The organism is Streptomyces solicamelliae, assembly GCF_045348655.1.
GTDB lineage: Bacteria > Actinomycetota > Actinomycetes > Streptomycetales > Streptomycetaceae > Streptomyces > Streptomyces solicamelliae.
Genome location: NZ_CP160404.1, coordinates 2,929,089 through 2,953,607, shown reverse-complemented (window position 1 = coordinate 2,953,607; position 24,519 = coordinate 2,929,089). Strand labels below are relative to the sequence as shown.

The following is a 24,519-nucleotide window of genomic DNA, read 5'->3' as shown; positions in this document are numbered from 1 at the left end:
TCAGATTCAGGACACCTGTGCCCTCTCGTACAGGGCCTTCGCGTCGTTGCCGAAGTACGGGCCGAACATGCGGTTGGGCAGGAAGGTGTAGCCGAAGCTGTTCACCGAGACCTGCAGGCCGGTGCCGGCGGACTCGCTGAAGCCGGTGAACCAGGGGCCGCCGCTGGAGCCGCCGGTCATGTTGCAGCCAAGGCTGTGGTCCTGCGAGAACAGGAAGTCCTTGGAGGAGTTCCCGGAGCAGTGGATCAGCTTGCTGCCGTCGTACGGGGACGCGGCCGGGAAGCCGAAGGCGTACATCGCCTTGTTGTAGCCGCCGTTGAACTGGATGCCCTGCGCGCCGGTGACGGCGGTGAGCTTCTGGCCGTTCAGCGGGGCGACGACGGCCGCGCCGACGTCGTAGTTGATGTCCTCGCTCGCCTCCCACTGCGGGGTGGTCAGCGTCTTCGACGCCGTCCACCGGCCGTACGGGGCACTGCCGTTGTCGTACGCGGGGACGAAGACCCAGTCGGTGTGCCAGCTGCCCTGGTACTTCACGCAGTGCCCGGCGGTGATGACCGTGCTGGCGTTCTGGCTGGTGACGGCGTTGCCGGAGCAGGAGGCGGTCCGGCCCTGGAAGGTGAAGAACACCCGGCCGGAGGTCTTCACGACCGCGCCGCCGCCGGTCCACGGGCCGCCCGCCTGCGGGAAGGCGAGGGTGCCGGCGGAGCCGCCGGGGGCCGTCGTCGGGGCGATCGTGGTGGCCCGGTCGGAGCGGGCGACCTTCTTCGGCGCGCCGGGGGAGGCGGTGAGGTCGAGCGGGGTGGCCGACCGCATCCGGTCGGCGGTCCAGAAGGCCGCCGCCTTCTGCCGGTCGGAGGCGCTGACGGTCCGCGCGGCGGCGTCGGACCCGGCGGCCTGGGCCGTGGCGGTCGTCAGCCCGCCGGTGAGCAGGGAGCCGGCGGCGAGCAGGGTGGCCGCGGCGACGCGATGGCTTCTCACGCATGTCTCCTTCTGCCGGAGCAGGTGGGGGATGGAGCGGTGCGGATCGGCGTTGCGTGAGGAAGCGTGCCAGAGCGGCCGGTGTTTGTCAGGAGCGTGTCAGGTCATTCGTCCGGGACGGCCGATTCCCGGCACCGGACGATTCCGGGATCCGCGCGACCCCGGCGTCGGGCTTTCCCGGTGCCGGAGGCGTCAGGCCAGCGGCTTGGCGTAGCAGCGGCTGAGCGGGGAGTTGCGGTAGTGGCCGAACTTGGCGCAGGGCTGGTAGCCGCTCGACTCGTACAGCGCCATCGCCTCGGGCTGCATGGTGCCCGTCTCCAGCACCATCCGGGTCCGCCCGGCCGCCCGCGCGTCGTCCTCCAGGGCGGCCAGGACACGCCGGGCCAGGCCCAGGCCGCGGGCCTCCTGGACGACGTACATCCGCTTGATCTCCGCGTCGCCGTCCGCGAACCCCTCCGGGTTCGTGTCCTGCCGCCGCCAGCCGCCGCTGGCCACCGGGCGGCCCTGCTCGTCGTACGCGACGAGGTACACGCCGTGCGGCGGGACGAAGTGCTCGGCGTCCATCGGCGTGGCGTCGCCCTCGTCGCCGTAGCGCTCGGCGTACTCGGCCTGCACGGCCTGGTCGAGCTTGACCGCGTCGGGGTGGTCGTACCGCGTCGGCTGTATATCCATGCTGAAGATCGTACATCTATGCGATCTGCCGCTTCGGCAGCGACAGGAGGTGTCGGTATTCTCCCCGGATGCTCACTGTCACGACCGCGAATGTCAACGGACTCAGGGCCGCCGCCAAGAAGGGCTTCACCGAGTGGCTGGCCGGGACCGCCGCCGACGTGATCTGCCTGCAGGAGGTACGGGCGGAGGAGGCGCAGCTGCCCGAGGAGGTACGGGCCCCCGAGGGCTGGTTCACCGCGCACGCCCCGGCCGCCGCCAAGGGACGGGCCGGGGTCTCCCTGTACACCCGGCGCGAGCCGGACGCGGTGCGGACCGGCTTCGGGGTCGCCGAGTTCGACGGCAGCGGCCGGTACATCGAGGCCGACCTGCCCGGCGTCACCGTCGCCAGCCTCTACCTGCCCTCCGGCGAGGTCGGCACCGAGCGGCAGGACGAGAAGTACCGCTTCATGGACGCCTTCCTGCCGTATCTGAAGGGCCTGAAGGAGCGGGCGGCCGCCGACGGCCGCGAGGTCGTGGTCTGCGGCGACTGGAACATCGCCCACCAGGAGGCCGACCTCAAGAACTGGAGGGCCAACCGGAAGAGCTCCGGCTTCCTGCCCGAGGAGCGCGCCTGGCTGAGCCGCGTCTTCGACGAGGCGGCGTACGTCGACGTGGTCCGCGCCCTGCACCCCGACCGGGAAGGCCCGTACTCCTGGTGGTCCTACCGCGGCCGGGCCTTCGACAACGACACCGGCTGGCGCATCGACTACCAGGTCGCCACCCCCGGTCTCGCCGAGCGCGCGGTCAAGGCGTGGGTGGAGCGGGCCGCGACGCACGGCGAGCGGTGGAGCGACCACGCGCCCGTCACGGCGGTCTACGAACTCTGACGGAAGGGCGTCGTTTTCGGCCGGGCGGCCGTATTCCGGCGGAATCCCGAGCGGAATTCCCGGCCGGCTCTGTCATACGCTGCTCGAATTACGCGGACGGAGGGGGAACCGGTGAGTGCGCGCATTCTGGTGGCCGAGGACGACGAGAAACAGTCGCGGCTCGTCCGGATCTATCTGGAACGCGAGGGCCATGCCGTGCAGGTCGTCGCCGACGGGCGGGCCGCGCTGGAAAGGGCGCGGGCCGTGCGCCCGGATCTCGTGGTGCTCGACGTGATGCTGCCGTACGTCGACGGGCTCGACGTCTGCCGGATCCTGCGGACCGAGCCCGGCACCGAGGACGTGCCGATCCTGCTGCTCACCGCGCGCACCACCGAGGAGGACATGCTCCTCGGCCTCGACCTCGGCGCGGACGACTACCTCACCAAGCCGTACAGCCCCCGCGAACTGACCGCGCGGGTACGGGCGCTGCTGCGCCGGGCCCGGAAGTCCACGCTGGCGGAGGCGACGCTGCTGCGGGCCGGGGACGTGGAGCTGGACACCGCGCGGTTCGAGGCGCGGGTCGCGGGGCGGCCGGTGGTGCTGACCTCGAAGGAGTTCGCCATCCTGGAGGCGCTGGCCCGGGAGCCGGGGCGGGTCTTCAGCCGGGCGCAGATCATCGAGCGGGTCTTCGGCTTCGACCGCGACGTCCTGGAACGCACCGTCGACGCGCACGTGATGAACCTGCGGCGGAAGCTGGAGGCGCATCCGGGCAGCCCGCGGCTGCTCGAGACGGTGTACGGGCGGGGGTACCGGCTCGCGGACGGCACGGGCACGCCCGGGGTGCCGGCGTGAGCTTCCGGGTACGGGTCTTCGCGCTGATCCTGCTCGCCGTGGTCGCCGCGACCGCCGCCACCGCCTGGCTGACCCTGCGCCAGGTCACCCGTCAGGTCCAGGAGTCGGCCGCCGCCGACCGGCAGGACGTCACCCGGATCACCGAGGACCTGCGCCGCTACGGGGAGACCCACGGCACCTGGGAGGGCGTCGCCGAGACCGTACGCACCCTGGCCCGCGACACCGGGCAGCGCATCCGGATCACCGACGGGGCCGGGCAGGGGCTGGTCGACTCCGACGCGTTGCTCGGTCGCGATCCGCGCCCCGGTGGGACCGCGCCGCCCCTGCTGGTGGACCCCCGGCCGGAGCCGGTCCTCCCCGACTGGGACTTCTTTCCCTCCCTGGCCAAGGTGACCGCCGGTGCCGTCGGCGAGTACCGCACCGGCGCCGCCTACGCCGCCTGTCTGACCCGGGCCGGCCGCGCCGTGACGATGCGCCCCGGCGACCTGGGCGTCCCGGTCTTCACCGAGGCGGGGAAGGCGGGGGCGGGCACGGGCGCGGGGGCGTCCGCCGGCTGCGCCAGGCGGGAGGCCACGGGCGCCGAGCTGGAGGGCTTCAGGGAGGCGGCCGGCACCTGCGCCCCGTCTCTGGGGCCCGAGCGGATCGCCTGCCTGCACCGCGTCTTCGCCGAACAGACCGCCGGGGTCGCCCCGCAGCCCGTCACCGTGCACCTCGGTGCGCTGGACGACACCGGGCCCACGCTCGCGGTGGGCCCCACGGTGGCCGTCTCGGTCGGCGTCGCCGCCGCGGCCGTCGCCAGTGCGCTGCTGCTCAGCCGGGCGGTGCTGCGGCCGGTACGGGCCCTCACCGGCGCCTCCCGCGACCTCGGCGAGGGCGAACTGGGGCGGCGGGTGCCGGCCCTGGGCAAGGACGAGATCGGCGAGCTCGGCCGCTCGTTCAACCGCATGGCCGACTCGCTCCAGGCCAGCGAGGAGCGGCAGCGCCGGCTCGTCGGGGACATCGCCCACGAACTGCGCACCCCGCTGGCGAATCTGCGGGGCTATCTGGAGGCGCTGCGCGACGGGGTGCTCGAGGCCGACGCCGAGCTGCTGGACTCCCTGCACGAGGAGGTGCTCCTGCAGCAGCGCATCGTCGACGACCTCCAGGATCTGGCGCTGGCCGAGGCGGGGGCGCTGACGTACCACCGCCGGGAGCTCGACGCGCGCGAGCTGATCGAGACGTGCCGGACGGCGCACAGCGCACTCGCCGCGGCGGCGGGGGTACGGATCGAGGTCCCCGCTCCCGGCCTGCGCCGGCCCGTGGGACTGCACGGGGATCCGGGGCGACTGCGTCAGGCGCTGAGCAACCTGGTCGGCAACGCCGTGCGCCACACGCCGGCGGGCGGCACGGTCCGGCTGGAGCTGGCCGAGCGGGACGAGCTGGCCCGGATCACGGTCCGGGACACCGGCAGCGGGATCCCGGCGTCGGATCTGCCGCATCTCTTCGACCGCTTCTGGCGGGCGGACGCGGCGCGCGGGCGGGCCACCGGGGGCAGCGGGCTGGGGCTCTCGATCGCCCGTCAGATCGTGGTCGACCATCAGGGGGCGATCGAGGTCGAGAGCGAGGTGGGGGTGGGCTCGGCCTTCACGATCGTGCTGCCGTGCCGTTGAGGCTGCCCCCTCCCGGACCGGGTGGCCGGGGAGGGGGCGGTCGTGCCGGCCGTCAGGGCCGTGAAGCTGCGGATCAGCAGGCGCGGTTGGCCCCGTAGCCGTCCAGCAGGCTGTCCTTGATCCACCCGGACCGGCCGGTGGTGACGTCCTTGACGTGGGACCAGGTGCCGCCCTCGCCGGAGCGGTAGCAGTCGAGGCGCAGGTTGTGGCTCATCTGGGCCTGCCCGACCGAGGTGCAGTCGGTGGTCGGGCCGGTGCGGATGTTCACGTAGTTCGTGTTCGTGTGGCCGGTGCGCCCGTCCTTCGTGGACCAGGAGGGGTTCGAGCAGGCCAGCGCGCCGCTCTCGGCGGCCACAGCGGCGGTCGTGGGCACGACCAGGCCGCCGGTGGCGGCCACGGCCCCCATGGCGACGGCGGCGAGCTTCGTCCGAAGACGCATCTTTCTCTCCTGTACGCGGTCTGGTCCCGCTCGGGAGCGGGACGGTCGTTTCGGGTACGGGAAGAAGAATTGCCCGGCGGAAACTGTGGATACAAGGTCAGAAAGAATGCTCGACTGCATTTCGATGGTCGGTCGCGGTGAATCATTCCGGACTGTTTCGCGGTGGCGTGGAACGCGTGCGCGGAATTCCGGTCAGGGCGTGATGCGCGCGCGTGCGATGCGCCCTTCAGCGGGCGAAGGCGCGCCGAACTCCCAGCGGATCACTCCGCTCCGTCGGAGGCCGGAATTCCATCGCTTTCCGACACGCAGAAAAGCGGCCAGAGGCACCCCTGGGGCCCTTGGGGCGGACTGACCGCTTTTCGCTCGGGCCGAATCCGGACAGGCCCCTTTCGGTCACGTGCCGGAGAGCGCCTCGGTGGGGGCGAGGCGGCTCGCCCGCACCGCCGGGTACAGGCCGGCGATCATGCCGATGACCACGGTCGATCCGACGCCCGCCGCGCTGGCCCACACGGGAACCACCGTCGGCCAGTCACGGCTGAGCGCGTATCCGGCCGTGATCAGCGTCCCGAGGACCGTTCCGCCGAGGCCGCCGATCAGCGACAGCAGCAGGGACTCCGCCACGAACTGGGTGCGGACCTGCCTCTTCGTCGCCCCCAGGGCCCGCCGCAGGCCGATCTCCGGGCGGCGTTCCAGGACCGAGATGACCATCGTGTTGCCGACGCCGACACCGCCGACCAGGAGCGCCACTCCGCCGAGGCCGAGCAGCAGGCCGGTGAGCGTCGACTCGGTGGCCTCGCGGGCCGCGAGCGCGTCGGAGGGGCGGGAGACCTGCACCTCGCCCGGCTTCTCCGGGTGCGCCGTGGCCGCGAGCACGCCGCGTACGGCGGTGACCTGGCTGTCCTCCGCGCGGACGTACACCGTGGACGGATGGCCGTCGAAGCGCAGGTACGTCCGGGCCGCCGGCCAGCCGACCAGCGCTGCGCCGTCGATCTCCGGCGCGAGCGGTACCGGATCGAGGACGCCGATCAGCGAGAACCAGCGGCCCTCGATCCAGACCCGGGTGCCCGGGGTGTACACGTCGAGCCGCTGCGCGGCGGTGGCGCCCAGGACCACGGCCGGGTACGTCTCCGTCGCGGAGTCCAGCCAGCGGCCCCGGCGGACCTGTCCGCCGACGGCCGGGAGGAGATCGGAGCCGGCCGCGAGGACGACGAGCGACCCGGTCCGGCCGACGGCGATGCGTTCGTTGCGGTAGATGTGCGCCTCGGTGGCGCCGGTGGCGGCGACCTGCTGCACGGGCGGCACGCGCCGGATCATCGCCACGGACTCCTCGGGCAGCTTCGCCCGGCCGCCCTCCATGCTCTTGCCCGGGGAGATCCGCAGCAGGTTCGTCCCGAGGGCTTCGAGCCGGCGGTCCACCTCGGCCTGTCCGGAGCCGGAGATGCCGACCACCGCGATCATGGCGGCGACGCCGATGGCGATGCCGAGGGCGGAGAGGAAGACCCGCAGCGGGCGGGTGCGCAGCCCGGTGCCGCCGAGCCGTACGACGTCCGCGGGGCGGAGCCGGGCGGCGCGCAGCCGGGTCCGCGGCGGTGACGGCTGCCGGGCCGTGTCCGGCGTCACCGGGGCGCCCCGACCGTCGTGCTCTGCGCCGTGTCGGCGACCAGGCGGCCGTCGCGCATCTCGATGCGGCGCGGCAGCTCGGCGGCGATCTCACGGTCGTGGGTGATGACGACGACGGTCGTGCCGGCCGCGTTCAGCTCCCGGAGGAGGGTGAGCACGGCCGCGCCGGACGCCGAGTCGAGGTTGCCGGTCGGCTCGTCGGCCAGCAGCACGGACGGTTCGCCGACCACCGCGCGGGCCACCGCGACGCGTTGCCGCTCGCCGCCGGAGAGCTGGTGCGGCAGGTGGTGGACGCGGTGGCTGAGCCCGACCCGGTCGAGCGCGGCCGCCGCCCTGGCCCGGCGGCGGCGCATCGGCACGCCCGCGTAGAGCAGGCCGTCCGCCACCGAGTCGAGGACGGGGACGCCGACCGCGAGGTGGAACTGCTGGAAGACGAAACCGATCCGGGTGGCCCGCAGGGCGGACACCTCGCTGTCGGACAGCGTCGCCACGTCGTAGCCGTCGACGACCACCCGCCCGGCGGACGGGTGGTCGAGACTGCCCATGAGGTTGAGCATGCTCGACTTGCCCGAGCCCGACGGGCCCACGATGGCGACCAGTTCGCCCCGTCCGATGCTCAGGCTCACCTCGCGGACCGCGGCCACCCCGCCCGGGTAGGTCTTGGAGACCGCGTCGAACTCCACGACCGGTGTCACTCCGGGATCCTCACCTTCATGCCCGCGCGGACCGCGGGACCGCTGACCTGCACGTTCCCGTCGGCGAACAGCCCGGTCCGCACCGCGACGAACCGGCCGTCCTCGGTCTCCAGGCCGTGCCCGCCCTCGGCGAGGGCGACCAGCGCGGAGACGGGCACGCTCAGGACGTCCTTGACCTCGCGTCCCACGTACTCGACCGTGACCGGTCCGCCCTCCAACTGCCCCACGGCCTTCTGGTCCTTGAGGGTGACGGTCACCGGCAGCGTCGCCGCGGCCCCCTGCCCCTGCCCGGTGTCGCCCTCGCCGCCGCCCCCCTCGGGTGCGGTCGCCTGCCTGCCCACCGACGCCACTTCGCCCTTCACCGGGGTGCCGTCGGGCAGCTTCACCGTGACGGCCGCGCCGCGTGTCGCCCAGGCGGCGTCCGAGGCCGAGGCGTTGACGACGACCTTCCGGGCGGTGCCGGTGTACGTGAGGGCGTTCTCGCCGACGGCCGAGCCGGGCCGGACGCCGGGCCGGCCGATGCGTACCGCGCCGGAGGAGTAGATGACGTCGCCCACGCCGACCGTCCCGGTCTGGGGGAGGCGGAGCGACTTCTGCCAGCGCTTGACGGCGGCGGCGGTGCCGGTGGTGAACCGCTCGTCCACCGTGAAGCCGGTGTAGCCCAGGGAGGCGAGGTTGGTCTCGAACTGCAGGACGTCCATGCCCCGCATCTCGCGCGGCGCCTCGGGCCCGCCGGTGTCCCCGCTGGTGTCCCCGCCGGTTCCGGCGCCCCCCGGCGCCGGTGATCCGGTGGGGTCCGGGGTCTTGCCGTTCCCCTCGCCGCGCTGCTCGTCCCGGTCCCGCCCGCCGTCCTGGGCGGTCAGTCCCAGAGGGCGGTACATCGGCAGCGTCCCGTACATGAGGATCACCGGCCGGTCGTCGACCCGGAGCAGCTGGTCGCCGCGGGCGGCCGTGGTGCCCTGTTCGGGCAGCCAGGTCACCGTGCCGGTCGCCTTGACCGGCAGCGGAAGCTCCGGGCCGTACCCCAACTGGCCGTCGACCGAGGTCCGTTCGGTCAGCGTCCGCTTGGTCACCGGCACGGTGGAGCCCGCCCGGGGCGGGGCCTCGGGGCCTTCGCCGCCCCCGCCGCCGAGCCCCAGCGCGCCGACCGCCGCCACCGCCGTGACCACGAGGACGGCGGCGGAGATCAGCAGGGTGCGCCGGTGGCGCCGTACCGGACCGGCGGGTGCGCCGGACCGCCCCGGGCCGGCCGCCGTCCCGGCGGCCCCGGCTTCCGGGTCCGGGTCCGTGGCCGGGTCCGTCACGCTGTGCGTTCCGCTCATGGCTCAGCCCTTGCCCGGGCCCTGCTCGACCGGGTCGCCGATGATCGGGGCGCAGGTGCGGGCCGCCCGCTTGGCGCTCGCGGAGTTCTGGTTCCAGTCGGGCTCACCGGAGTTGTTCGCGGGCTGGTAGCCGTCCGCGTCGGGGTCGGGGAAGTCGGGGGCGCCGTTCTTCTGCATGCAGTCGGCGTACTTCTGCTGGGTCTTGATCTGTTCGGGAGTGAGCTTGGGGCGCAGCTGCTTCTCGACGGCCTCGGGGACGGTGGTGGCGAACTGCGCGCACTTCTCCTGGGCGGGCTGGAACTTCGGGTCCGCCTTCAGCGCGCGGTTGTCGCCCATCTCGACCTGCCCGAGGTTGTTCGGGTCGGGGAGGTCGAACCCGTTCTCGCGCATGCACGCGACCCACTTGCGCTGGTTCTCGACGTACTGCGCGACCTCGTCCTTGCCGCCGCCGCCCGCAGGTGCCGAGGCCGACTTCTCGCCGCCGCCCGCCGTCGGCACCTTCGCGCCGGGGTCGTCGCTGCCGCAGCCGGTCAGCGCGACCGCCAGGACCGACGCCGCCGCGGCCAGCAGTACCCGGTTCGTCCTCATCGGTTCTCCCGCTCCTCCCGCCGGGCCGGCCGCGGGTGCGGCGGGCCAGGGCCTGTCCGGCGGATCAGGCCCTGGCCGACCGTAGGCCGGAGACGATGAAGAACTCTTGAAGAACCTGTCAGGCGGTCATGCGGTCCCGTCGCCCTCCCGGCGGGCCTCCCGCAGCCGCCGGTCGAGGGCCAGCGACAGTTCCGCGTCGACCACGCTCTTGGCGAGCGGGCGGAGGCGCTCGGCGTCCTTCTCGTCGGCGTGGGCGCGGAGCACGTCGGTGAACAGGGCGGCGAGCGCGTCGGCGTGGGAGCGGACGCGGCGGCCCGCCTCCAGGACCGCGGCGAGCGGGACGCCCTCCTTGACCAGGGCCGCCGAGACGTCGAGGAGGCGCCGGCTGATGTGGACGATGTCCTCGCCGTCGGTGGCGAGGTAGCCGAGGTCCATGGCGGCCATGAGGTTCTCGGGGGTGGCCTGACCGGCGAAGTGGTCGGCGAGCTCCTGCGGGGTGAGCCGGACGGGCTCCTCCTCGGTGGGCAGGCCGAGGCCGAGGACCTCGCTGACGTCCCGGCCGGACTCGAAGGCGGTGCTGAGGTCGGCGATGCCGTTGAGGGTGTGACCGCGCTCCAGGAGGCCGGCGATGGTGCGGAGCCGGGCCAGGTGACGGTCGTCGTACCAGGCGATCCGGCCCTCGCGGCGGGGCGGCGGGATCAGCCCGCGCTCGCGGTAGAAGCGCAGGGTGCGCACGGTGATGCCGGCCTCCGTGGCCAGTTCATCCATGCGGTACTCGCGTCCGGCCGCCGGCCCGGTCGCCTGCGGTCCCCGGCCGGTCGCCCGCTCGGTCGTGCGCACGTCCGTTCGATCTCCGTCCCTGTCCGTCACCCCGCCAGCCTATGTCGTACCGCAGGTAACTTTCCTCGGTCCGACCCCTACCCATCGGTAAGGAGGTGCTCTACTCTCCCGGACAGTGCCAGTGATTGCTGGCAGAGTCGAGGTCGGTGGCGCGGGAGGCGGCGGCATGACGAAGCACGAGCACGTACGAGTGGCGGTGATCGGATCCGGATTCGGCGGCCTGGGCGCCGCGGTCCGGCTGCGCCGCGAGGGGATCACCGACTTCGTCGTCCTGGAGCGGGCCGACTCCGTCGGCGGCACCTGGCGCGACAACAGCTACCCCGGCTGCGCCTGCGACGTCCCCTCGCACCTGTACTCCTTCTCCTTCGCGCCCAACCCGGACTGGCCGCGCACCTTCTCCGGCCAGCGCCACATCCGCGCCTACCTGGAGCACGTCGCCGACACCTTCGGCCTCCGCCCGCACCTGCGGCTGAACCGCGAGGTGCTCAGGATGAGCTGGGACGCGGACGAGCTGCGCTGGGACCTCGAGACCAGCGACGGCACCTTCACCGCCGATGTGGTCGTCTCCGCGGCCGGCCCGCTGTCCGACCCGAAGATCCCCGACATCCCGGGGCTCGCGGACTTCCCCGGCAAGGTCTTCCACTCCGCCCAGTGGGACCACGACTACGACCTGCGCGGCAAGCGCGTCGCCGTGGTCGGCACCGGCGCCTCCGCCATCCAGATCGTGCCCGCGATCCAGCCCGAGGTCGGCAGGCTCACCCTCTTCCAGCGCACGCCCCCCTGGGTCATGCCGCGCATGGACCGCGCCATCACCGGCGCCGAGCGCTGGCTGCACCGCGCCGTCCCGGTCACCGGCACCCTGCGCCGCGGCCTGCTCTGGGGCATCCGCGAGCTCCAGGTCAGCGCCTTCACCAAGCGCCCCGGCGAGCTGGGCCTGGTCGAGAACCTGGCCAAGGCCAACATCGGCCGCGCCATCAAGGACCCGGCGCTGCGGGCCAAGCTGACCCCCTCGTACCGCATCGGCTGCAAGCGGATCCTGCTCTCCAACACGTACTATCCGGCGCTCGCCCAGCCGAACGTCGACGTCGTCGCCGGCGGCCTCCGCGAGGTCCGCGGCTCGACCCTGGTCGCCTCCGACGGCACCGAGACCGAGGTCGACGCGATCGTCTTCGGCACCGGCTTCCACGTCACCGACATCCCGATCGCGCACCGGGTCGTCGGCGTCGACGGGGTCTCGCTCGCCGAGACCTGGAAGGACGGCGTGGAGTCGCTGCGCGGCGCGACCGCCGCCGGCTTCCCCAACTTCATGACGATCATCGGCCCCAACACCGGCCTCGGGAACTCCTCGATGATCCTGATGATCGAGTCCCAGCTGAACTACATGGCCGACTACCTGCGCCAGCTGAAGGTCCTCGGCGGACGCGCCGCGCTCGCCGCCCGGCCGTCCGCCGTCGGCACGTGGAACCGGATGCTCCAGAACCGGATGGAGCGGACCGTGTGGAAGTCCGGCGGCTGCGACAGCTGGTACCTCGACGCCAACGGCCGCAACACCACCCTGTGGCCGGGCACCACCTCCGAGTTCCGGCGCGAGACCCGGACCGTCGACCTCGCCGAGTACGAGGTGCTGCGCGCACCGGAGAAGAAGCCCCGGCCCGCCGAGACCGCAGGCGAACGCGCCGGCCGCAAGGCCAAGACGGCGGAGGCCGCCCGATGAGCCGCCTCGCCGGAGGGGGCCCGGTGCGCCCCCAGCCCGTCCGCGAACTGACCGCCGTCTCCGCCGACGGCTCGCGCGTCCACGTCGAGGTGTACGGCCCCGAGGGCGCCCCGGCCGTGGTCCTCGCCCACGGCTGGACCTGCTCCGTCTCCTTCTGGTCGGAGCAGATCCGTGCTCTGTCCGCCGACCACCGGGTCATCGCCTACGACCAGCGCGGCCACGGCCGCAGCCCCGTCCCGGCGGGCCCGTCCGGCTACTCGACGGAGGCGCTCGCCGACGACCTGGAGGCGGTGCTCACCACCGCCCTCGCGCCCGGCGAGAAGGGCGTCGTCGCCGGCCACTCCATGGGCGGCATGACGATCATGGCGGCCGCCTCGCGCCCGGCCTTCGCGGCCCACGCCGCCGCGGCGCTGCTCTGCTCCACCGGCCCGTCGCGGCTCCCCGCCGAGTCCCTCGTCGTCCCGATGCGACCGGGCGGCCTGCGGACCCGGCTGACCACCGCGATCCTCGGCGCCCGGGCGCCCCTCGGGCCGGTCACGCCGGTCTCGAAGAAGATCCTCAAGTACGCGACGATGGGCCCCGGTTCGGCCCCCGACCGGGTCGAGGCCTGCGCCCGCATCGTGCACGCCTGCCCGCGCAAGGCCCGGGTCGGCTGGTCGCACGTGCTGGCCGAGCTCGAACTCGGCGCCGGCGTACGGGCGCTGAGCCTGCCGACCGCGGTCCTCGTCGGCACCGCCGACCGGCTGACCCCGCCGGTCCACTCCCGTCGGCTGGCCGCCGAACTGCCGCAGTGCGTGGGCCTGACCGAACTGGCCGGCATGGGTCACATGACCCCGGTGGAGGCCCCCGAGGCCGTCACCGCCCGGATCCGAGAACTGACCGGCACGTACCTGGGCAGCGGCCTGGGTGTGAAGGAGGACGCATGAGCAGGGTGAGCCTGGAAGGACAGGTGGCGGTCGTCACCGGAGCGGCCCGCGGCGTCGGCGAACTCCTCGCCCGCAAGCTGTCCGCGCGCGGCGCGAAGATCGCGCTGGTCGGCCTGGAGCCGGAGCTCCTGAAGGAGGTCGCCGGCCGGCTGCACACCGAGGCCGACTGGTGGCACGCCGACGTCACGGACCACGTGGCGATGGCGCAGGTCGCGCAGGAGGTCAAGGAGCGCTTCGGCAAGGTCGACATCGTGGTCGCCAACGCCGGTGTGGCGGCGGGCGGTCCGTTCCTGGACTCCGACCCGGACGCCTGGCGGCGGGTCATCGAGGTCAACCTGATCGGCTCCGCGGTCACCGGCCGCGCCTTCCTGCCGGTCCTCATGGAGTCGCGCGGCTACTTCCTGCAGATCGCCTCGCTGGCCGCGATGACCCCGGCGCCGATGATGACCGCGTACTGCGCGTCCAAGTCGGGCGTCGAGGCCTTCGCGCACAGCCTGCGCGCCGAGGTCGCGTACAAGGGGGTGAAGGTCGGCGTCGGCTATCTGTCGTGGACCGACACCGACATGGTGCGCGGCGCGGACCAGGACGACGTGATGAAGGAGCTGCGGCAGCGGCTGCCCTGGCCGTCCAACCGCACCTACCCGCTGGGACCGGCCGTGGACCGGATCGTCGCCGGCATCGAACGGCGCTCGGCGCACGTGTACGCCCAGTGGTGGCTGCGCGGCATGCAGTCCAGCCGGGGCTACCTGCCGGGGATCATCGCGACCGTCGGGCAGCGCGAGATGAAGCGCTTCGAGCCGCGGCTCGGCACCGTCTCCCGCGGCCTGGTGGGCGCGGGCGGCGCGGCCGACGAGCAGGCCCGCACGGCCCCCCGGTGACGGTGCGTGGCTGATCGAAATGCGTGCTGTGTCCGGCCGTGTCAGGGTGGTGGAGGCCCAGGGGCGCCACAAAGCCCCGTATCCCTCACCCCCCACTAGGAGTGGACCACATGGGCATGCAGGACCAGTTCAAGGACAAGGCCGAAGAGCTGAAGCAGCGGGCGCGGCAGGCGAAGAACGAAGCCTCCGAGCGCGCGTCGCAGATGCAGGACCGCCAGCAGCGCGACGAGCAGCCCCGCCGCCAGGAGCACCAGCAGCAGCGGCAGCAGCAGCAGCGTCGCGAGGACGAGAGCGCCTGACGGCGCACGTCGTCCACTGACGAGCTGACGTCGGTCGGAAAGGCGCACCCGGGACGCCGGGTGCGCCTTTCGCATGTCCGCTGCCGTGTCCGGCTTCCGGCAGGGCCTGCCGCTCAGCTCCGCGGCGGGAGCTTCGGCCGGGAGCGGTCGGGGATGTCGGTGTGCCCGGGCGGGGCGGCCGCGGGAGCCTCGTCCAGCAGCTCCACCGCCAGCTCGACCGCGTCCGCCAACTGGGCGTGCCGCCCCTCCGCCCAGTCCAGCGGGGTGCGCAGCACGGACACGTCCGGCTCCACGCCGTAGTTCTCGATCGACCAGCCGTACTCGGGGAACCAGGCCGCGTTCATCGGCACCGTGATCTGCGTGCCGTCGCCCAGCCGGTGGCGTCCCGTCATGCCGACCACGCCGCCCCAGGTCCGCTGGCCGACCACCGGGCCGAGCCCGAGCAGCTTGAACGCGGCGGTGATCATGTCGCCGTCGGAGGAGGTGGCCTCGTCGGCGAGCGCCACCACGGGGCCGCGCGGGGCGTTGGAGGAGTACGAGACGGGCTGGGCGTTGCGGGTGAGGTCCCAGCCGAGGATCCGGCGGGTCAGCTTCTCCACCACCAGCTCGCTGATGTGGCCGCCGGCGTTGCCGCGCACGTCCACGATCAGGGCCGGCCGGGAGACCTCCATCCGCAGATCGCGGTTGAACTGGGCCCAGCCCGAGCCGCCCATGTCGGGGATGTGCAGATAGCCGCACCGTCCGCCGCTGAGCTCGTGGACCACGGCGCGCCGCTTGGTCACCCAGTCCTGGTAGCGCAGCGGCCGTTCGTCGACGAGCGGCACGACGGCGACCCGGCGGGAGGGGCCTTCGCCCGAGAGAAGGGAGGAACTCGAAGAGCCTTCCATGGAAGGGGGGTGGTGGGAGACGGGTGGGAGGAACGTGAGCTCGACCGTGGTGCCGCCCGTACCGGCGAGCAGCGGGTACGGGCCGGCCACCGGGTCCACCGGGCGGCCGTCGACGTGGGTGAGCACGGCGCCCTCGCGGATGCCGGTGCCGGCCAGCGGGGAGCGGGCCTTGGAGTCGGAGGAGTCGCCGGCGAGGATCCGCTTGACCATCCACCCGCCGTCGCGCGGCACGAAGTTGGCGCCGAGCAGCCCCTGCGGCCGCTGGTAGTGCGGCGGGCCCTCGTTGCGGCGGGCGGGGGTGACGTACGCGTGGGAGGTGCCGAGTTCGCCGAGGACCTCGCGCAGCAGATCGGCGAAGTCGTCGGGGGAGGCGACCCGTTCGACCAGCGGCCGGTACTGGTCGAGGACGGCGGTCCAGTCGATCCCGCACATGTCCGGGTCCCAGAAGTAGGCGCGGATGATCCGGCCCGCCTCGTCGAAGGCCCCGCGCCACTCCGCCCCCGGCTCGACGGTGTGCAGGATGCGCCGCAGGTCCAGATAGACCGTGGAGTCGTGGTCGCCGGGCTCGGTCGCCGGGACCGCGCGCAGCTCGCCCTCGTCGACGACGACCAGCCGGGAGCCGTCGCCGCTGACCGCGAACCAGTCGAGGTGGCCGACGAGTTCGGTCTTGCGGGCCCGGGTGAGGTTGAAGTGCTCCAGGGTGGGCCGTCCGGACGTGTCCGCCGGGTTGACGAAGGTCTCGCCGAGCGCGCCGGAGATGGGCCAGCGCAGCCAGACGAGGCCGCCGCCGCTGACCGGGTGCAGCGCCGAGTACTTCGAGGCGGCCACCGGGAACGGCGTGACCCGGCTCTCCAGTCCCTCGACCTCCACCATCACCGCGCCGTCCGCGCCCTCGCCCTCCACCGGGTCGAGCCCGCCCGCGGCCGGCCGGCCCTCCGGGGAGAGCGCGAACGGCGAGGGCGTCGCGGAGGAGAGCGGCACCAGGTACGGGCGGCAGCCCAGGGGGAACGACAGATCGCCGGTGTGCACGTCGTACACCGGGTCGAAGCCGCGCCAGGACAGGAAGGCGAGATAGCGGCCGTCCCGCGTGAAGACCGGGTTCTCGTCCTCGAAGCGGCCGTTGGTGACGTCCACGATGATCCGCTCGCCCGGTCCGGCGATCCGCGCCATCTTGATCGACCGCAGCGAGCGGCCGATGCCCGGGTGCGACCAGGTCAGCCAGGTGCCGTCGGGGGCGAACGCCAGGTCGCGGACCGGGCCGTTGACGGACCGGATCAGCTCGGTGACCTCCCTGTCGGCGTCCTCGGAGGTGTCGAGGAGCAGCAGCCGCCCGTCGTTGGAGGCGATCGCGAGCCGTTCCCCGTCGGGGTCGGCGACCAGCTCCTCCACCCGGCCCAGCTCGCCCGCCGCGAGTCGGCGCGGTGCGCGGTCGCCGCTGGCCCGGGGCAGGTACGCGATCTCGACGGCGTCCTCGCCCTCGGCGTCCGTCACGTACGCCAGCTGGCCGCTGCTGCCCAGCATCTCCGGCAGCCGCACCCGGATGCCCGGGGTGTCGGTGATGGTGCGGGCCGGTCCGTCGCGATGGGTCAGCCAGTACAGGCTGCCGCGCACCCCGACCGCGCTGGCCCGCCCGGTCTCGTCGACGGCGATCGCGTCCACGTGGTGGGCGGCCGGGACCTGGTACGGACGGCGGCCGGCCCGCTGGCCGCCGAGCCGGACCTCCAGCTTCCGCGGGGCGGAGCCGGGGGTCAGCTCGTCGACGATCCACAGTTCGCCGGCGCACTGGTAGACCACCCGCCGCCCGTCGCTGGAGGCGTTGCGGGCGTAGAAGGCGTCGTGGTCGGTGTGCCGGAGCAGGTCGGTGCCGTCGGGCCGGCAGGAGTACAGATTGCCGACGCCCTCGTGGTCGGAGAGGAAGGCGATCCGCCCGGCCACGAACATCGGCGCGTCGAACTGGCCGTCCAGCTGCGGCAGCAGCCGCTCGCCGTGCAGCCAGAGCCGGCCGGTCGCCCCGCCCCGGTACCGCTTCCAGGAGGCCGGCTCGTACGCCGGGCGGCCGGTGAGCAGCAGGGTGCGCCGCTCGCCCTCCATGTCGGCGACGGCGATGTGCGAGGCCGGGCCCCAGGGCAGCCGCAGGCCGGGGGAGCCGTCGGTGGGCACGGTGTAGGCCCAGGAGAAGTGCGCGAAGGGCTGGCCGTGCGAGGCGACGGCGAGGATGTCGCCGTCCGGGCCCCAGCCGCAGACCCGGGTGTCGGTGGTCCCCCAGTGGGTGAGCCGGCGGGCCGGGCCGCCGTCGACCGGGGCGAGATGGATCTCGGGGTCGAGGCTGCGCCAGCTCGTGTACGCGATGTGCGTCCCGTCGGGGGAGAACCGGGGGTGCCCGACCCGGGTCCGGTCGACGGTCAGCCGCCAGGCGCGGCCGGGCCGCTCGCCGGCGGGCGCGAGGGGGGCGATCCAGAGGTCGTCCTCGGCGGCGAAGCACAGCAGGTCGTCGTGGAGGTGCGGGCAGCGGAGATACGCGACGTCGTCACTCACTCGTCAATGCTTTCCGCGCGGAGGGGGTGCGGCAACTCGTACGTGTGGCCGAGGACACGTACGAAACGGTTTCGTTTCGCTCGGGCACGGCGTACCGTCGTGGTGTACGAAACCGTTTCGTTCGGCTCGTTCGGGCGGAGGAGGAGGCCGGTCATGGCAGCACGCAGCAGACTCACCCCCGAGCGGGAGTCCGAGCTGTACGAGGCCGTGCTCGATCTGCTCCGCGAGGCCGGCTACGACGGCCTCACCATGGACGCCGTCGCCTCCCGCACCCACTCCAGCAAGGCCACCCTCTACCGCCAGTGGGGGAGCAAGGCCGAGCTCGTCGCCAAGGCGCTGCGCAGCAACAAGCCCGTCAGTCTCGCCGAGATCGACACCGGCTCCCTGCGCGGGGACTTCCTCACGATGGTGGAGCGCAGCGACACCTGCCAGATGGAGAAGGACTCCGCGCTGATGCGGGGTCTGGCCCATGCCGTCCACGAGAACCCCGACCTCCACCAGGCGCTCCGCGAGCTGCTGATCGAGCCCGAGATGACCGGACTCGACGAGCTGCTGCGCAGGGCGGTGGACCGGGGTGAGGTCCGTGCCGACAACCCGGCGCTGAAGCTCGTTCCCCACATGCTGATCGGTGCGGTGGTCACCCGCCCGCTGATCGACGACCGACCGGTCGACCAGGAGTTCCTGGCGACCTATCTCGACGCCGTCGTGTTCCCCGCACTGGGCGTCTGAGCGCACCTCACGCACCACGCGCACGCAACGCACCACGCGCACGCAACGCACCACGCGCACGCAATGCACCACGCGTGTACGTAACGCACCACGCGCACGCAACGCACCACTCGTACCTCGCGCACCGCCCGTCCCACCTGACGTCGCACCGCTCACGCCGTCGGGCCGGCTCCCCATGCCCTGTTCCTCTCACACCGGGAGTACGCCCCCGTGGCCACGTTCCTCTACAAGCTCGGCCGCGCCGCCTTCCGGCGCCGCCGGCTCGTCGCCCTGATCTGGGTGGCGCTGCTCGCCCTCGCGGGCGTCGGCGCCGCCACCGCGCCCGCCGCGACCTCCGCGTCCTTCTCGATACCCGGCACCGAGGCCCAGCGCGCCTTCGACCTGCTCGAAGAGCGTTTCCCCGGAGCCGGAGCCGACGGAGCGACCGCCCGGGTCGTCTTCAAGGCGCCCGACGGCCAGAAGATGACCGACCCGGCGAACAAGGCCCGGGTCATGGAGGCCGTGGGCGACCTGAAGTCCGGCTCCGGCCAGATCGCCCGGGTCACCGACCCGTACACCGCCCAGGCCGTCTCCCGCGACGGCTCGACCGCGTACGTCTCCGTCAACTACAAGGTCAACGCCATGGAGTTGACCGACGAGACCCGTGAGGCCCTGAAGCAGACCGGACACGACGCCCAGGGCGAAGGGCTGACCGTCGAGATCGGCGGCGACGCCCTGCAGACCATGCCGGACCCCGGCGGGGTCGGCGAGATCGTCGGTGTGATCGTCGCGGGCGTGGTGCTCGTGATCACCTTCGGCTCGCTGGTGGCCGCCGGGCTGCCGCTGCTCACCGCGATCATCGGCGTCGGCATCGGCGTCTCCACGATCACCGCCCTGGCGAGCGCGCTCGACCTCGGCTCCACCACCTCCACGCTCGCGATGATGATCGGCCTCGCGGTCGGCATCGACTACGCGCTGTTCATCGTCTCCCGCTACCGGGCCGAGCTGGCCGAGGGCCGGGACCACGAGGACGCCGCGGGCCGGGCCACCGGCACGGCGGGCTCCGCGGTGGTGTTCGCCGGTCTGACCGTCGTCATCGCGCTGGTCGGCCTGGCCGTCGTCAACATCCCGATGCTGACCAAGATGGGCTTCGCCGCGGCCGGCACGGTCGTGATCGCCGTCCTGATCGCGCTCACCCTGATCCCCGCGCTGCTCGGCTTCGCCGGCGGCAGGGTGGTCGGCCGCAAGCAGCGCAAGGCCGGTGCGGTGCCCCTGGAGAAGCAGGAGCAGGACGGCGGCAAGCCGAACATGGGCACCCGCTGGGCCCGCTTCGTGATCCGCCGCCCGGTGATCGTGCTGCTGGTCGGTGTGCTCGGTCTCGGCGCGATGGCGCTGCCCGCGGCCTCGCTGGAGATGGGCCTGCCGGACGACGGGGTGAAGCCGGTCTCCGCGACCGAGCGCCGCGCGTACGACCTGCTGTCGGACGGCTTCGGCCCCGGCTTCAACGGCCCGCTGCTGGTCGTCGTGGACGGCGACAAGGCCGCCGCGGACGGGACGGTCGCGAAGATCAAAGGCCTGGACGGGGTCGTCGCGGTCACCCCGCCGACGCCGAACAAGACCGGCGACACCTCCGTGATCACCGTGATCCCGAAGGACCGCCCGGCCTCGGTCGAGACCGAGGACCTGGTCCACGACATCCGGGACGCGACCGGCGACGAGGTCCTGGTCACCGGCGCGACCGCGATGAACATCGACTTCTCGCAGAAGATGAACGACGCCCTGCTGCCCTACCTGGCACTCGTCGTCGGCCTCGCCTTCCTGCTCCTGACGGTGGTCTTCCGCTCGATCCTGGTCCCGCTGAAGGCGGCCCTCGGCTTCCTGCTCTCGGTGGTCGCCGCCCTCGGCGCGGTCGTCGCGGTCTTCCAGTGGGGCTGGCTGGGCAGCCTGTTCGGCGTCGAGCAGACCGGCCCGATCATGTCGATGATGCCGATCTTCATGGTGGGCGTGGTCTTCGGCCTGGCGATGGACTACGAGGTCTTCCTCGTGACCCGGATGCGCGAGTCGTACGTCCACGGGGCGCGCCCCGGCGAGGCGATCGTCACCGGCTTCCGGCACGGCGCGCGGGTGGTCACGGCCGCCGCGGTGATCATGATCGCCGTCTTCGCGGGCTTCATCGGCTCCAGCGAGCAGATGGTCAAGATGATCGGCTTCGGCCTGGCGGTGGCGGTGCTGTTCGACGCCTTCGTGGTGCGGATGGCGATCGTGCCGGCGGTGCTCGCGCTGCTCGGTCACAAGGCCTGGTGGCTGCCGAAGTGGCTGGACCGGGCGCTGCCGAACGTGGACGTGGAGGGCGAGGGCCTGGCGAAGGGCTCCGCCGATTCCGACGCGGACTCCGGCTCGGAGTCCGGTGAGCGGGAGCTCGTGAAGGTCTGACGCTCCCCGAGGGGGACGCGTACGCCGTCAGCGCGCCGAGACCGGTGTGCCGGCGGCGTACGTGTGCCGGAGGAAGCGGAGGAGTACCGCGGTGTCGAACTGGACCACCGCGACCCCGTCGGCGGTGTGGAACTCGACGACCGTCTGCACCCGGCCGCACGGCCAGACGCCGACATCGCCGCGGCGGTCGGGGGCGCGCAGCCCGGATTCGAGGAGGGCGCGCGGGAAGGTCCAGGAGACGCCGCCGGGGAAGGCGAAGCGGACGGCCGACGGATCGGATGCCGGATCGTAGAAGAGGGCGACGGGAACGGCCCGGGACAGCGGGGCGTCGGTGACGATCCGGCCCTTGGCGTGGTCCTCGACCGGGGGGTCTTCGGTGGCGGAGCTCATCGCGGACTCCTCACATCCGTCCTTTTTGTCATCTAATCTTCCATGTTCCCTCTCTTTTGCCCCGCAGGGGTGCGGGTCATGCCGATCTCGGGGAAGTGCCGGGAAGAGGGTCGGGGTGAGCCGGGGAGGGCGTCCTGTGATCCATGCGTTCTTGCACATCGTTCGCAACAGGCCGCATCATCGTGTCCGTGCATGTACCTGACGGATTCATCAACGCCCCCATGTCGGCCGCAGCCGGCGTCGTCGCCGCCGGAGCGGTCGCCGTCGGCCTGCGCGGCGCCCGCCGCGAACTCGACGAGCGCACCGCGCCGCTGGCCGGCCTCGTCGCGGCCTTCATCTTCGCCGTGCAGATGCTGAACTTCCCGGTCGCCGCCGGGACCAGCGGACACCTGCTCGGCGGCGCGCTCGCCGCGATCCTCGTCGGGCCCTACACCGGCGTGCTCGTCATCGCCGTCGTCCTGCTGATGCAGGGCGTCCTGTTCGCCGACGGCGGCCTGACCGCGCTGGGCGTCAACATCACCGTCATGGGCGTCGTGACCGTCCTCGTCTCGTACGCCCTCTTCCGCGGCCTGGTGAAGATCCTGCCGCGCACCCGCCGCTCCGTGACCGGCGCCGCCTTCGCCGCCGCGCTCGTCTCCGTACCGGCCTCCGCCGCCGCCTTCACGCTCGTGTACGCGGTCGGCGGCACCACCGACGTGCCCCTCGGCAAGGTGCTGACCGCCATGGTCGGCGTGCACACCCTCATCGGCCTCGGCGAGGCCGCGATCACCATGCTCACCGTCGGCGCGGTCGTCGCCGTCCGCCCCGACCTGGTCTTCGGCGCCCGCGGCCTGCGGGCCCCGCTGAAGCTGCGGGTCGGCGGCGAACTCGTCGACGCCGCCCCGGCGGAGCCGGAACCCACGACGGCCGGCTCCCCGAAGAAGCTCTGGATCGGCGGCCTGGCCACGGCCCTCCTCCTCGCCGGCTTCGTCTCGTTCTACGCCTCCGCCAGCCCCGACGGCCTGGAGAAGGTCGCCGCCGACCAGGGCATCGACAAGAACGTGGAGGAGCACGCCGCGGCGGACTCCCCGCTCGCCGACTACGCCGTCAAGGGCGTGGAGGCCGTCCGCGTCTCCGGCGGTCTCGCCGGGACGATCGGCGTCGGCGCGACCCTCGCGGTCGGCACCGGTGTCTTCTGGGCCGTCCGGCGGCGCCGGGACGCCGAGGCCGGGGCGCGGGCCTGACATGGGAGCGGGCCACGCCCACAAGCTCTACCGGCACGCGCACTCGCCGGTCCACGAACTGCCCCCGCACACCAAGCTGGTCGCCGTCCTCGGCTTCGTCGTGGTCGTGGTCTCCACGCCGCGCGAGGCGATGTGGGCCTTCGCCGCGTACGCGATGCTGCTCGCCGCGGTCGCGGCGGCGGCCCGCGTCCCGGCCGGGTTCCTGCTGCGCCGGCTGGTGATCGAGGTGCCGTTCGTGGCCTTCGCGTTCCTCATGCCGTTCGTCGTCCCCGGCGAGCAGACCACCGTCCTCGGCGTCCCGCTCTCCGTGCCCGGACTGTGGGGCGCGTGGAACGTGCTCGCCAAGGGCACCCTCGGCGTCGCCGCCTCCGTGCTGCTCGCCTCCACCACCGAACTGCGCGAACTGCTCCTCGGACTGCAGCGGCTCAAGCTGCCGCCGCTGCTCGTCCAGATCGCCTCGTTCATGATCCGCTACGGCGACGTGATCACCGACGAGCTGCGCCGGATGTCGATCGCCCGCCGCTCCCGCGGCTTCGAGGCGCGCGGCGTCCGGCACTGGGGGGTGCTCGCCAAGACCGCGGGCGCGCTCTTCATCCGCTCCTACGAGCGCGGCGAACGCGTCCACCTCGCCATGGTCAGCCGCGGCTACACCGGCACCATGCCGGTGATCGACGAGGTGACCGCCACCCGCGCCCAGTGGGCCCGCGCCGTCGCGCTTCCCGCCGCCGCCCTGCTCGTCTGCCTGTTGGGATGGACCACCGTATGACCGCCTCCCTCGACGTACGCGGGCTCGCGTACGCGTACCCCGACGGCCACCAGGCCCTGTTCGGCGTCGACCTGACCGTCGCCCGCGGCGAACGCGTCGCGCTGCTCGGCCCCAACGGCGCCGGCAAGACCACCCTCGTCCTGCACCTCAACGGCATCCTCACCGGCGGCGCGGGCACGGTGACCGTCGCCGGGCTGCCGGTCGCGAAGAAGAACCTGGCCGAGATCCGCCGCCGCGTCGGCATCGTCTTCCAGGACCCGGACGACCAGCTGTTCATGCCGACCGTCCGCGAGGACGTGGCCTTCGGCCCGGCCGCCGCCGGGCTGCGCGGCGCGGAGCTCGACGCCGTGGTGCGGCGCGCGCTGGAGCGCGTCGGCATGGCGGAGTACGCCGACCGGCCCCCGCACCACCTGTCGTTCGGGCAGCGCCGCCGGGTCGCCGTCGCCACCGTGCTGGCGATGGAGCCGGAGATCCTCGTCCTCGACGAGCCGTCCTCCAACCTCGACCCGGCCTCCCGCCGCGAACTCGCCGACATCCTGCGCTCCCTGGACGTCACCGTCCTGATGGTCACCCACGACCTGCCGTACGCCCTGGAGCTCTGCCCGCGCTCGGTGATCCTCAGCGACGGGGTGATCGCCGCCGACGGCGCCACCCAGGACGTGCTCTGCGACGACGCGCTGATGCGCCGGCACCGGCTGGAGCTGCCGTTCGGCTTCGACCCGCGGTCCGTGACAATGGGGTCGTGACCGACGACCGCATGGGCTCCCTGCGCCTGGACGACCAGCTGTGCTTCGCGCTGTACGCGGCCCAGCGGGCCGTCACCACCGCGTACCGCCCGCTGCTCGACGAGCTGGGCCTCACGTACCCGCAGTACCTGGCGATGCTGGTGCTCTGGGAGCGGGACGCGATCCTCGTACGGGAGCTGGGCGCGGCCCTGAAGCTGGACTACGGCACGGTCTCGCCGCTGCTCAAGCGGCTGGAGGCGGCCGGTCTGGTGCGCCGGGAGCGGACGGCGGCCGACGAGCGCGCCGTACGGATCGGGCTCACCGAGCGGGGCGCGGCGCTGCGGGCGCGCGCCGAGGCGGTGCCGGCGGAGCTGGTCGAGCGGACCGGGCTCGCCGGTCCGGACATCGCCCGGCTGCGGGCGGAGCTGCACGACCTGGCGGCGCGCGCGGCGGGCTGATCGGGGCGGGTGGGGCGCGCTGATTCGCACGCCCGCCTACCTGGGGGTAACCGGGTTTCCGTCCTTCCTATACCTTG

23 protein-coding genes are annotated in these 24,519 nt (G+C 73.2%); 13 read left to right on the top strand and 10 right to left on the bottom strand.

What is annotated here, in order from left to right; translation table 11 throughout:
* Positions 1-6: 6 nt before the first annotated feature.
* Both ABZO31_RS13555 and ABZO31_RS13550 read right to left on the bottom strand, forming a co-directional pair.
* Complete coding sequence (locus ABZO31_RS13555) at positions 7-978, bottom strand: trypsin-like serine peptidase (protein WP_406861429.1); 972 nt, start codon at positions 976-978, stop codon at positions 7-9.
* Between the two features lie 192 nt (positions 979-1,170).
* Entirely contained in the window at positions 1,171-1,650 is a 480-nt protein-coding gene (locus tag ABZO31_RS13550) for a GNAT family N-acetyltransferase (RefSeq protein ID WP_406861428.1), read from the bottom strand.
* A gap of 68 nt (positions 1,651-1,718) precedes the next feature.
* Here ABZO31_RS13550 and ABZO31_RS13545 point away from each other — a divergent pair, with 68 nt between their 5' ends.
* From ABZO31_RS13545 to ABZO31_RS13535, 3 genes are all read left to right on the top strand, one after another.
* Positions 1,719-2,516: an exodeoxyribonuclease III gene (locus tag ABZO31_RS13545; RefSeq protein ID WP_406861427.1), complete on the top strand. Its 798-nt coding sequence runs from the start codon at positions 1,719-1,721 to the stop codon at positions 2,514-2,516.
* 111 nt (positions 2,517-2,627) lie between these two features.
* The gene (locus tag ABZO31_RS13540) at positions 2,628-3,347 is read left to right on the top strand and encodes a response regulator transcription factor (RefSeq protein WP_406861426.1); all 720 of its coding nucleotides are present in this window, start codon (positions 2,628-2,630) and stop codon (positions 3,345-3,347) included.
* Positions 3,344-4,996, top strand: a complete 1,653-nt coding sequence (locus ABZO31_RS13535; protein ID WP_406861425.1) for a sensor histidine kinase — start codon at positions 3,344-3,346, stop codon at positions 4,994-4,996. Before ABZO31_RS13540 ends, ABZO31_RS13535 begins: the two co-directional genes overlap by 4 nt.
* 73 nt (positions 4,997-5,069) lie before the next feature.
* On the opposite strand, the gene ABZO31_RS13530 is transcribed toward ABZO31_RS13535, so the two are convergent.
* The 6 genes from ABZO31_RS13530 to ABZO31_RS13505 all read right to left on the bottom strand — a co-directional run bounded on the left by ABZO31_RS13530 (position 5,070) and on the right by ABZO31_RS13505 (position 10,428).
* The gene (locus ABZO31_RS13530; protein WP_406861424.1) at positions 5,070-5,435 is read right to left on the bottom strand and encodes a hypothetical protein; all 366 of its coding nucleotides are present in this window, start codon (positions 5,433-5,435) and stop codon (positions 5,070-5,072) included.
* A 393-nt stretch (positions 5,436-5,828) separates the two neighbouring features.
* Positions 5,829-7,055, bottom strand: coding sequence for an ABC transporter permease (locus tag ABZO31_RS13525; protein WP_406861423.1), 1,227 nt, complete (start codon positions 7,053-7,055; stop codon positions 5,829-5,831).
* Positions 7,052-7,750, bottom strand: coding sequence for an ABC transporter ATP-binding protein (locus ABZO31_RS13520; protein WP_406861422.1), 699 nt, complete (start codon positions 7,748-7,750; stop codon positions 7,052-7,054). The genes ABZO31_RS13525 and ABZO31_RS13520 overlap by 4 nt, the downstream gene beginning before the upstream one ends.
* The gene (locus ABZO31_RS13515) at positions 7,747-9,072 is read right to left on the bottom strand and encodes a peptidoglycan-binding protein (protein ID WP_406861421.1); all 1,326 of its coding nucleotides are present in this window, start codon (positions 9,070-9,072) and stop codon (positions 7,747-7,749) included. Before ABZO31_RS13515 ends, ABZO31_RS13520 begins: the two co-directional genes overlap by 4 nt.
* Before the next feature lie 3 nt (positions 9,073-9,075).
* The gene (locus tag ABZO31_RS13510; RefSeq protein WP_406861420.1) at positions 9,076-9,660 is read right to left on the bottom strand and encodes a hypothetical protein; all 585 of its coding nucleotides are present in this window, start codon (positions 9,658-9,660) and stop codon (positions 9,076-9,078) included.
* A gap of 126 nt (positions 9,661-9,786) precedes the next feature.
* Complete coding sequence (locus ABZO31_RS13505) at positions 9,787-10,428, bottom strand: MerR family transcriptional regulator (RefSeq protein WP_406865347.1); 642 nt, start codon at positions 10,426-10,428, stop codon at positions 9,787-9,789.
* Positions 10,429-10,666: 238 nt separating this feature from the next.
* On the opposite strand from ABZO31_RS13505, the gene ABZO31_RS13500 reads away from it, so the two are divergent.
* From ABZO31_RS13500 to ABZO31_RS13485, 4 genes are all read left to right on the top strand, one after another.
* A complete protein-coding gene (locus ABZO31_RS13500) occupies positions 10,667-12,214 on the top strand; it encodes a flavin-containing monooxygenase (protein ID WP_406861419.1) in 1,548 nt (515 codons plus the stop codon).
* Positions 12,211-13,140: an alpha/beta fold hydrolase gene (locus ABZO31_RS13495; RefSeq protein ID WP_406861418.1), complete on the top strand. Its 930-nt coding sequence runs from the start codon at positions 12,211-12,213 to the stop codon at positions 13,138-13,140. The genes ABZO31_RS13500 and ABZO31_RS13495 overlap by 4 nt, the downstream gene beginning before the upstream one ends.
* Positions 13,137-14,018 (top strand): SDR family oxidoreductase, encoded by an 882-nt coding sequence (locus ABZO31_RS13490; protein ID WP_406861417.1) that lies wholly within the window; start codon positions 13,137-13,139, stop codon positions 14,016-14,018. The genes ABZO31_RS13495 and ABZO31_RS13490 overlap by 4 nt, the downstream gene beginning before the upstream one ends.
* A 110-nt stretch (positions 14,019-14,128) precedes the next feature.
* Positions 14,129-14,317 (top strand): hypothetical protein, encoded by a 189-nt coding sequence (locus ABZO31_RS13485; RefSeq protein ID WP_406861416.1) that lies wholly within the window; start codon positions 14,129-14,131, stop codon positions 14,315-14,317.
* Between the two features lie 113 nt (positions 14,318-14,430).
* On the opposite strand, the gene ABZO31_RS13480 is transcribed toward ABZO31_RS13485, so the two are convergent.
* Positions 14,431-17,739: a S41 family peptidase gene (locus ABZO31_RS13480; protein ID WP_406861415.1), complete on the bottom strand. Its 3,309-nt coding sequence runs from the start codon at positions 17,737-17,739 to the stop codon at positions 14,431-14,433.
* A 153-nt stretch (positions 17,740-17,892) separates the two neighbouring features.
* Between ABZO31_RS13480 and ABZO31_RS13475 the strand changes: the two genes are divergently transcribed.
* Positions 17,893-18,468, top strand: a complete 576-nt coding sequence (locus ABZO31_RS13475) for a TetR/AcrR family transcriptional regulator (protein WP_406861414.1) — start codon at positions 17,893-17,895, stop codon at positions 18,466-18,468.
* 210 nt (positions 18,469-18,678) lie between these two features.
* The gene (locus ABZO31_RS13470) at positions 18,679-20,880 is read left to right on the top strand and encodes an MMPL family transporter (protein ID WP_406861413.1); all 2,202 of its coding nucleotides are present in this window, start codon (positions 18,679-18,681) and stop codon (positions 20,878-20,880) included.
* Between the two features lie 27 nt (positions 20,881-20,907).
* Here the strand turns inward: ABZO31_RS13470 and ABZO31_RS13465 are convergent, their stop codons facing one another.
* Complete coding sequence (locus tag ABZO31_RS13465) at positions 20,908-21,270, bottom strand: SsgA family sporulation/cell division regulator (protein WP_406861412.1); 363 nt, start codon at positions 21,268-21,270, stop codon at positions 20,908-20,910.
* Between the two features lie 188 nt (positions 21,271-21,458).
* Here ABZO31_RS13465 and ABZO31_RS13460 point away from each other — a divergent pair, with 188 nt between their 5' ends.
* Genes ABZO31_RS13460 through ABZO31_RS13445 form a run of 4 tightly spaced genes read left to right on the top strand, consistent with a single transcriptional unit; the run spans position 21,459 to position 24,442 of the window.
* On the top strand, positions 21,459-22,493 hold the full coding sequence (locus ABZO31_RS13460) for an energy-coupling factor ABC transporter permease (protein ID WP_406861411.1): 1,035 nt from the start codon (positions 21,459-21,461) through the stop codon (positions 22,491-22,493).
* A gap of 1 nt (position 22,494) precedes the next feature.
* The gene (gene cbiQ, locus ABZO31_RS13455) at positions 22,495-23,259 is read left to right on the top strand and encodes a cobalt ECF transporter T component CbiQ (protein ID WP_406861410.1); all 765 of its coding nucleotides are present in this window, start codon (positions 22,495-22,497) and stop codon (positions 23,257-23,259) included.
* The gene (locus ABZO31_RS13450; protein ID WP_406861409.1) at positions 23,256-24,005 is read left to right on the top strand and encodes an energy-coupling factor ABC transporter ATP-binding protein; all 750 of its coding nucleotides are present in this window, start codon (positions 23,256-23,258) and stop codon (positions 24,003-24,005) included. Before cbiQ ends, ABZO31_RS13450 begins: the two co-directional genes overlap by 4 nt.
* A gap of 11 nt (positions 24,006-24,016) precedes the next feature.
* A complete protein-coding gene (locus tag ABZO31_RS13445; protein WP_406865346.1) occupies positions 24,017-24,442 on the top strand; it encodes a MarR family winged helix-turn-helix transcriptional regulator in 426 nt (141 codons plus the stop codon).
* Positions 24,443-24,519: the final 77 nt, after the last annotated feature.

Bases quoted from the DNA above. Each gene is read 5' to 3' on its own strand.
- ABZO31_RS13485 (WP_406861416.1), top strand. From the start codon at position 14,129: ATGGGCATGCAGGACCAGTTCAAGGACAAGGCCGAAGAGCTGAAGCAG.
- ABZO31_RS13510 (WP_406861420.1), bottom strand. From the start codon at position 9,660: ATGAGGACGAACCGGGTACTGCTGGCCGCGGCGGCGTCGGTCCTGGCG.
- ABZO31_RS13495 (WP_406861418.1), top strand. From the start codon at position 12,211: ATGAGCCGCCTCGCCGGAGGGGGCCCGGTGCGCCCCCAGCCCGTCCGC.
- ABZO31_RS13515 (WP_406861421.1), bottom strand. From the start codon at position 9,072: ATGAGCGGAACGCACAGCGTGACGGACCCGGCCACGGACCCGGACCCG.
- cbiQ (WP_406861410.1), top strand. From the start codon at position 22,495: ATGGGAGCGGGCCACGCCCACAAGCTCTACCGGCACGCGCACTCGCCG.
- ABZO31_RS13465 (WP_406861412.1), bottom strand. From the start codon at position 21,270: ATGAGCTCCGCCACCGAAGACCCCCCGGTCGAGGACCACGCCAAGGGC.
- ABZO31_RS13450 (WP_406861409.1), top strand. From the start codon at position 23,256: ATGACCGCCTCCCTCGACGTACGCGGGCTCGCGTACGCGTACCCCGAC.
- ABZO31_RS13505 (WP_406865347.1), bottom strand. From the start codon at position 10,428: ATGGATGAACTGGCCACGGAGGCCGGCATCACCGTGCGCACCCTGCGC.
- ABZO31_RS13545 (WP_406861427.1), top strand. From the start codon at position 1,719: ATGCTCACTGTCACGACCGCGAATGTCAACGGACTCAGGGCCGCCGCC.
- ABZO31_RS13550 (WP_406861428.1), bottom strand. From the start codon at position 1,650: ATGGATATACAGCCGACGCGGTACGACCACCCCGACGCGGTCAAGCTC.
- ABZO31_RS13490 (WP_406861417.1), top strand. From the start codon at position 13,137: ATGAGCAGGGTGAGCCTGGAAGGACAGGTGGCGGTCGTCACCGGAGCG.
- ABZO31_RS13500 (WP_406861419.1), top strand. From the start codon at position 10,667: ATGACGAAGCACGAGCACGTACGAGTGGCGGTGATCGGATCCGGATTC.
- ABZO31_RS13475 (WP_406861414.1), top strand. From the start codon at position 17,893: ATGGCAGCACGCAGCAGACTCACCCCCGAGCGGGAGTCCGAGCTGTAC.
- ABZO31_RS13530 (WP_406861424.1), bottom strand. From the start codon at position 5,435: ATGCGTCTTCGGACGAAGCTCGCCGCCGTCGCCATGGGGGCCGTGGCC.
- ABZO31_RS13445 (WP_406865346.1), top strand. From the start codon at position 24,017: ATGGGCTCCCTGCGCCTGGACGACCAGCTGTGCTTCGCGCTGTACGCG.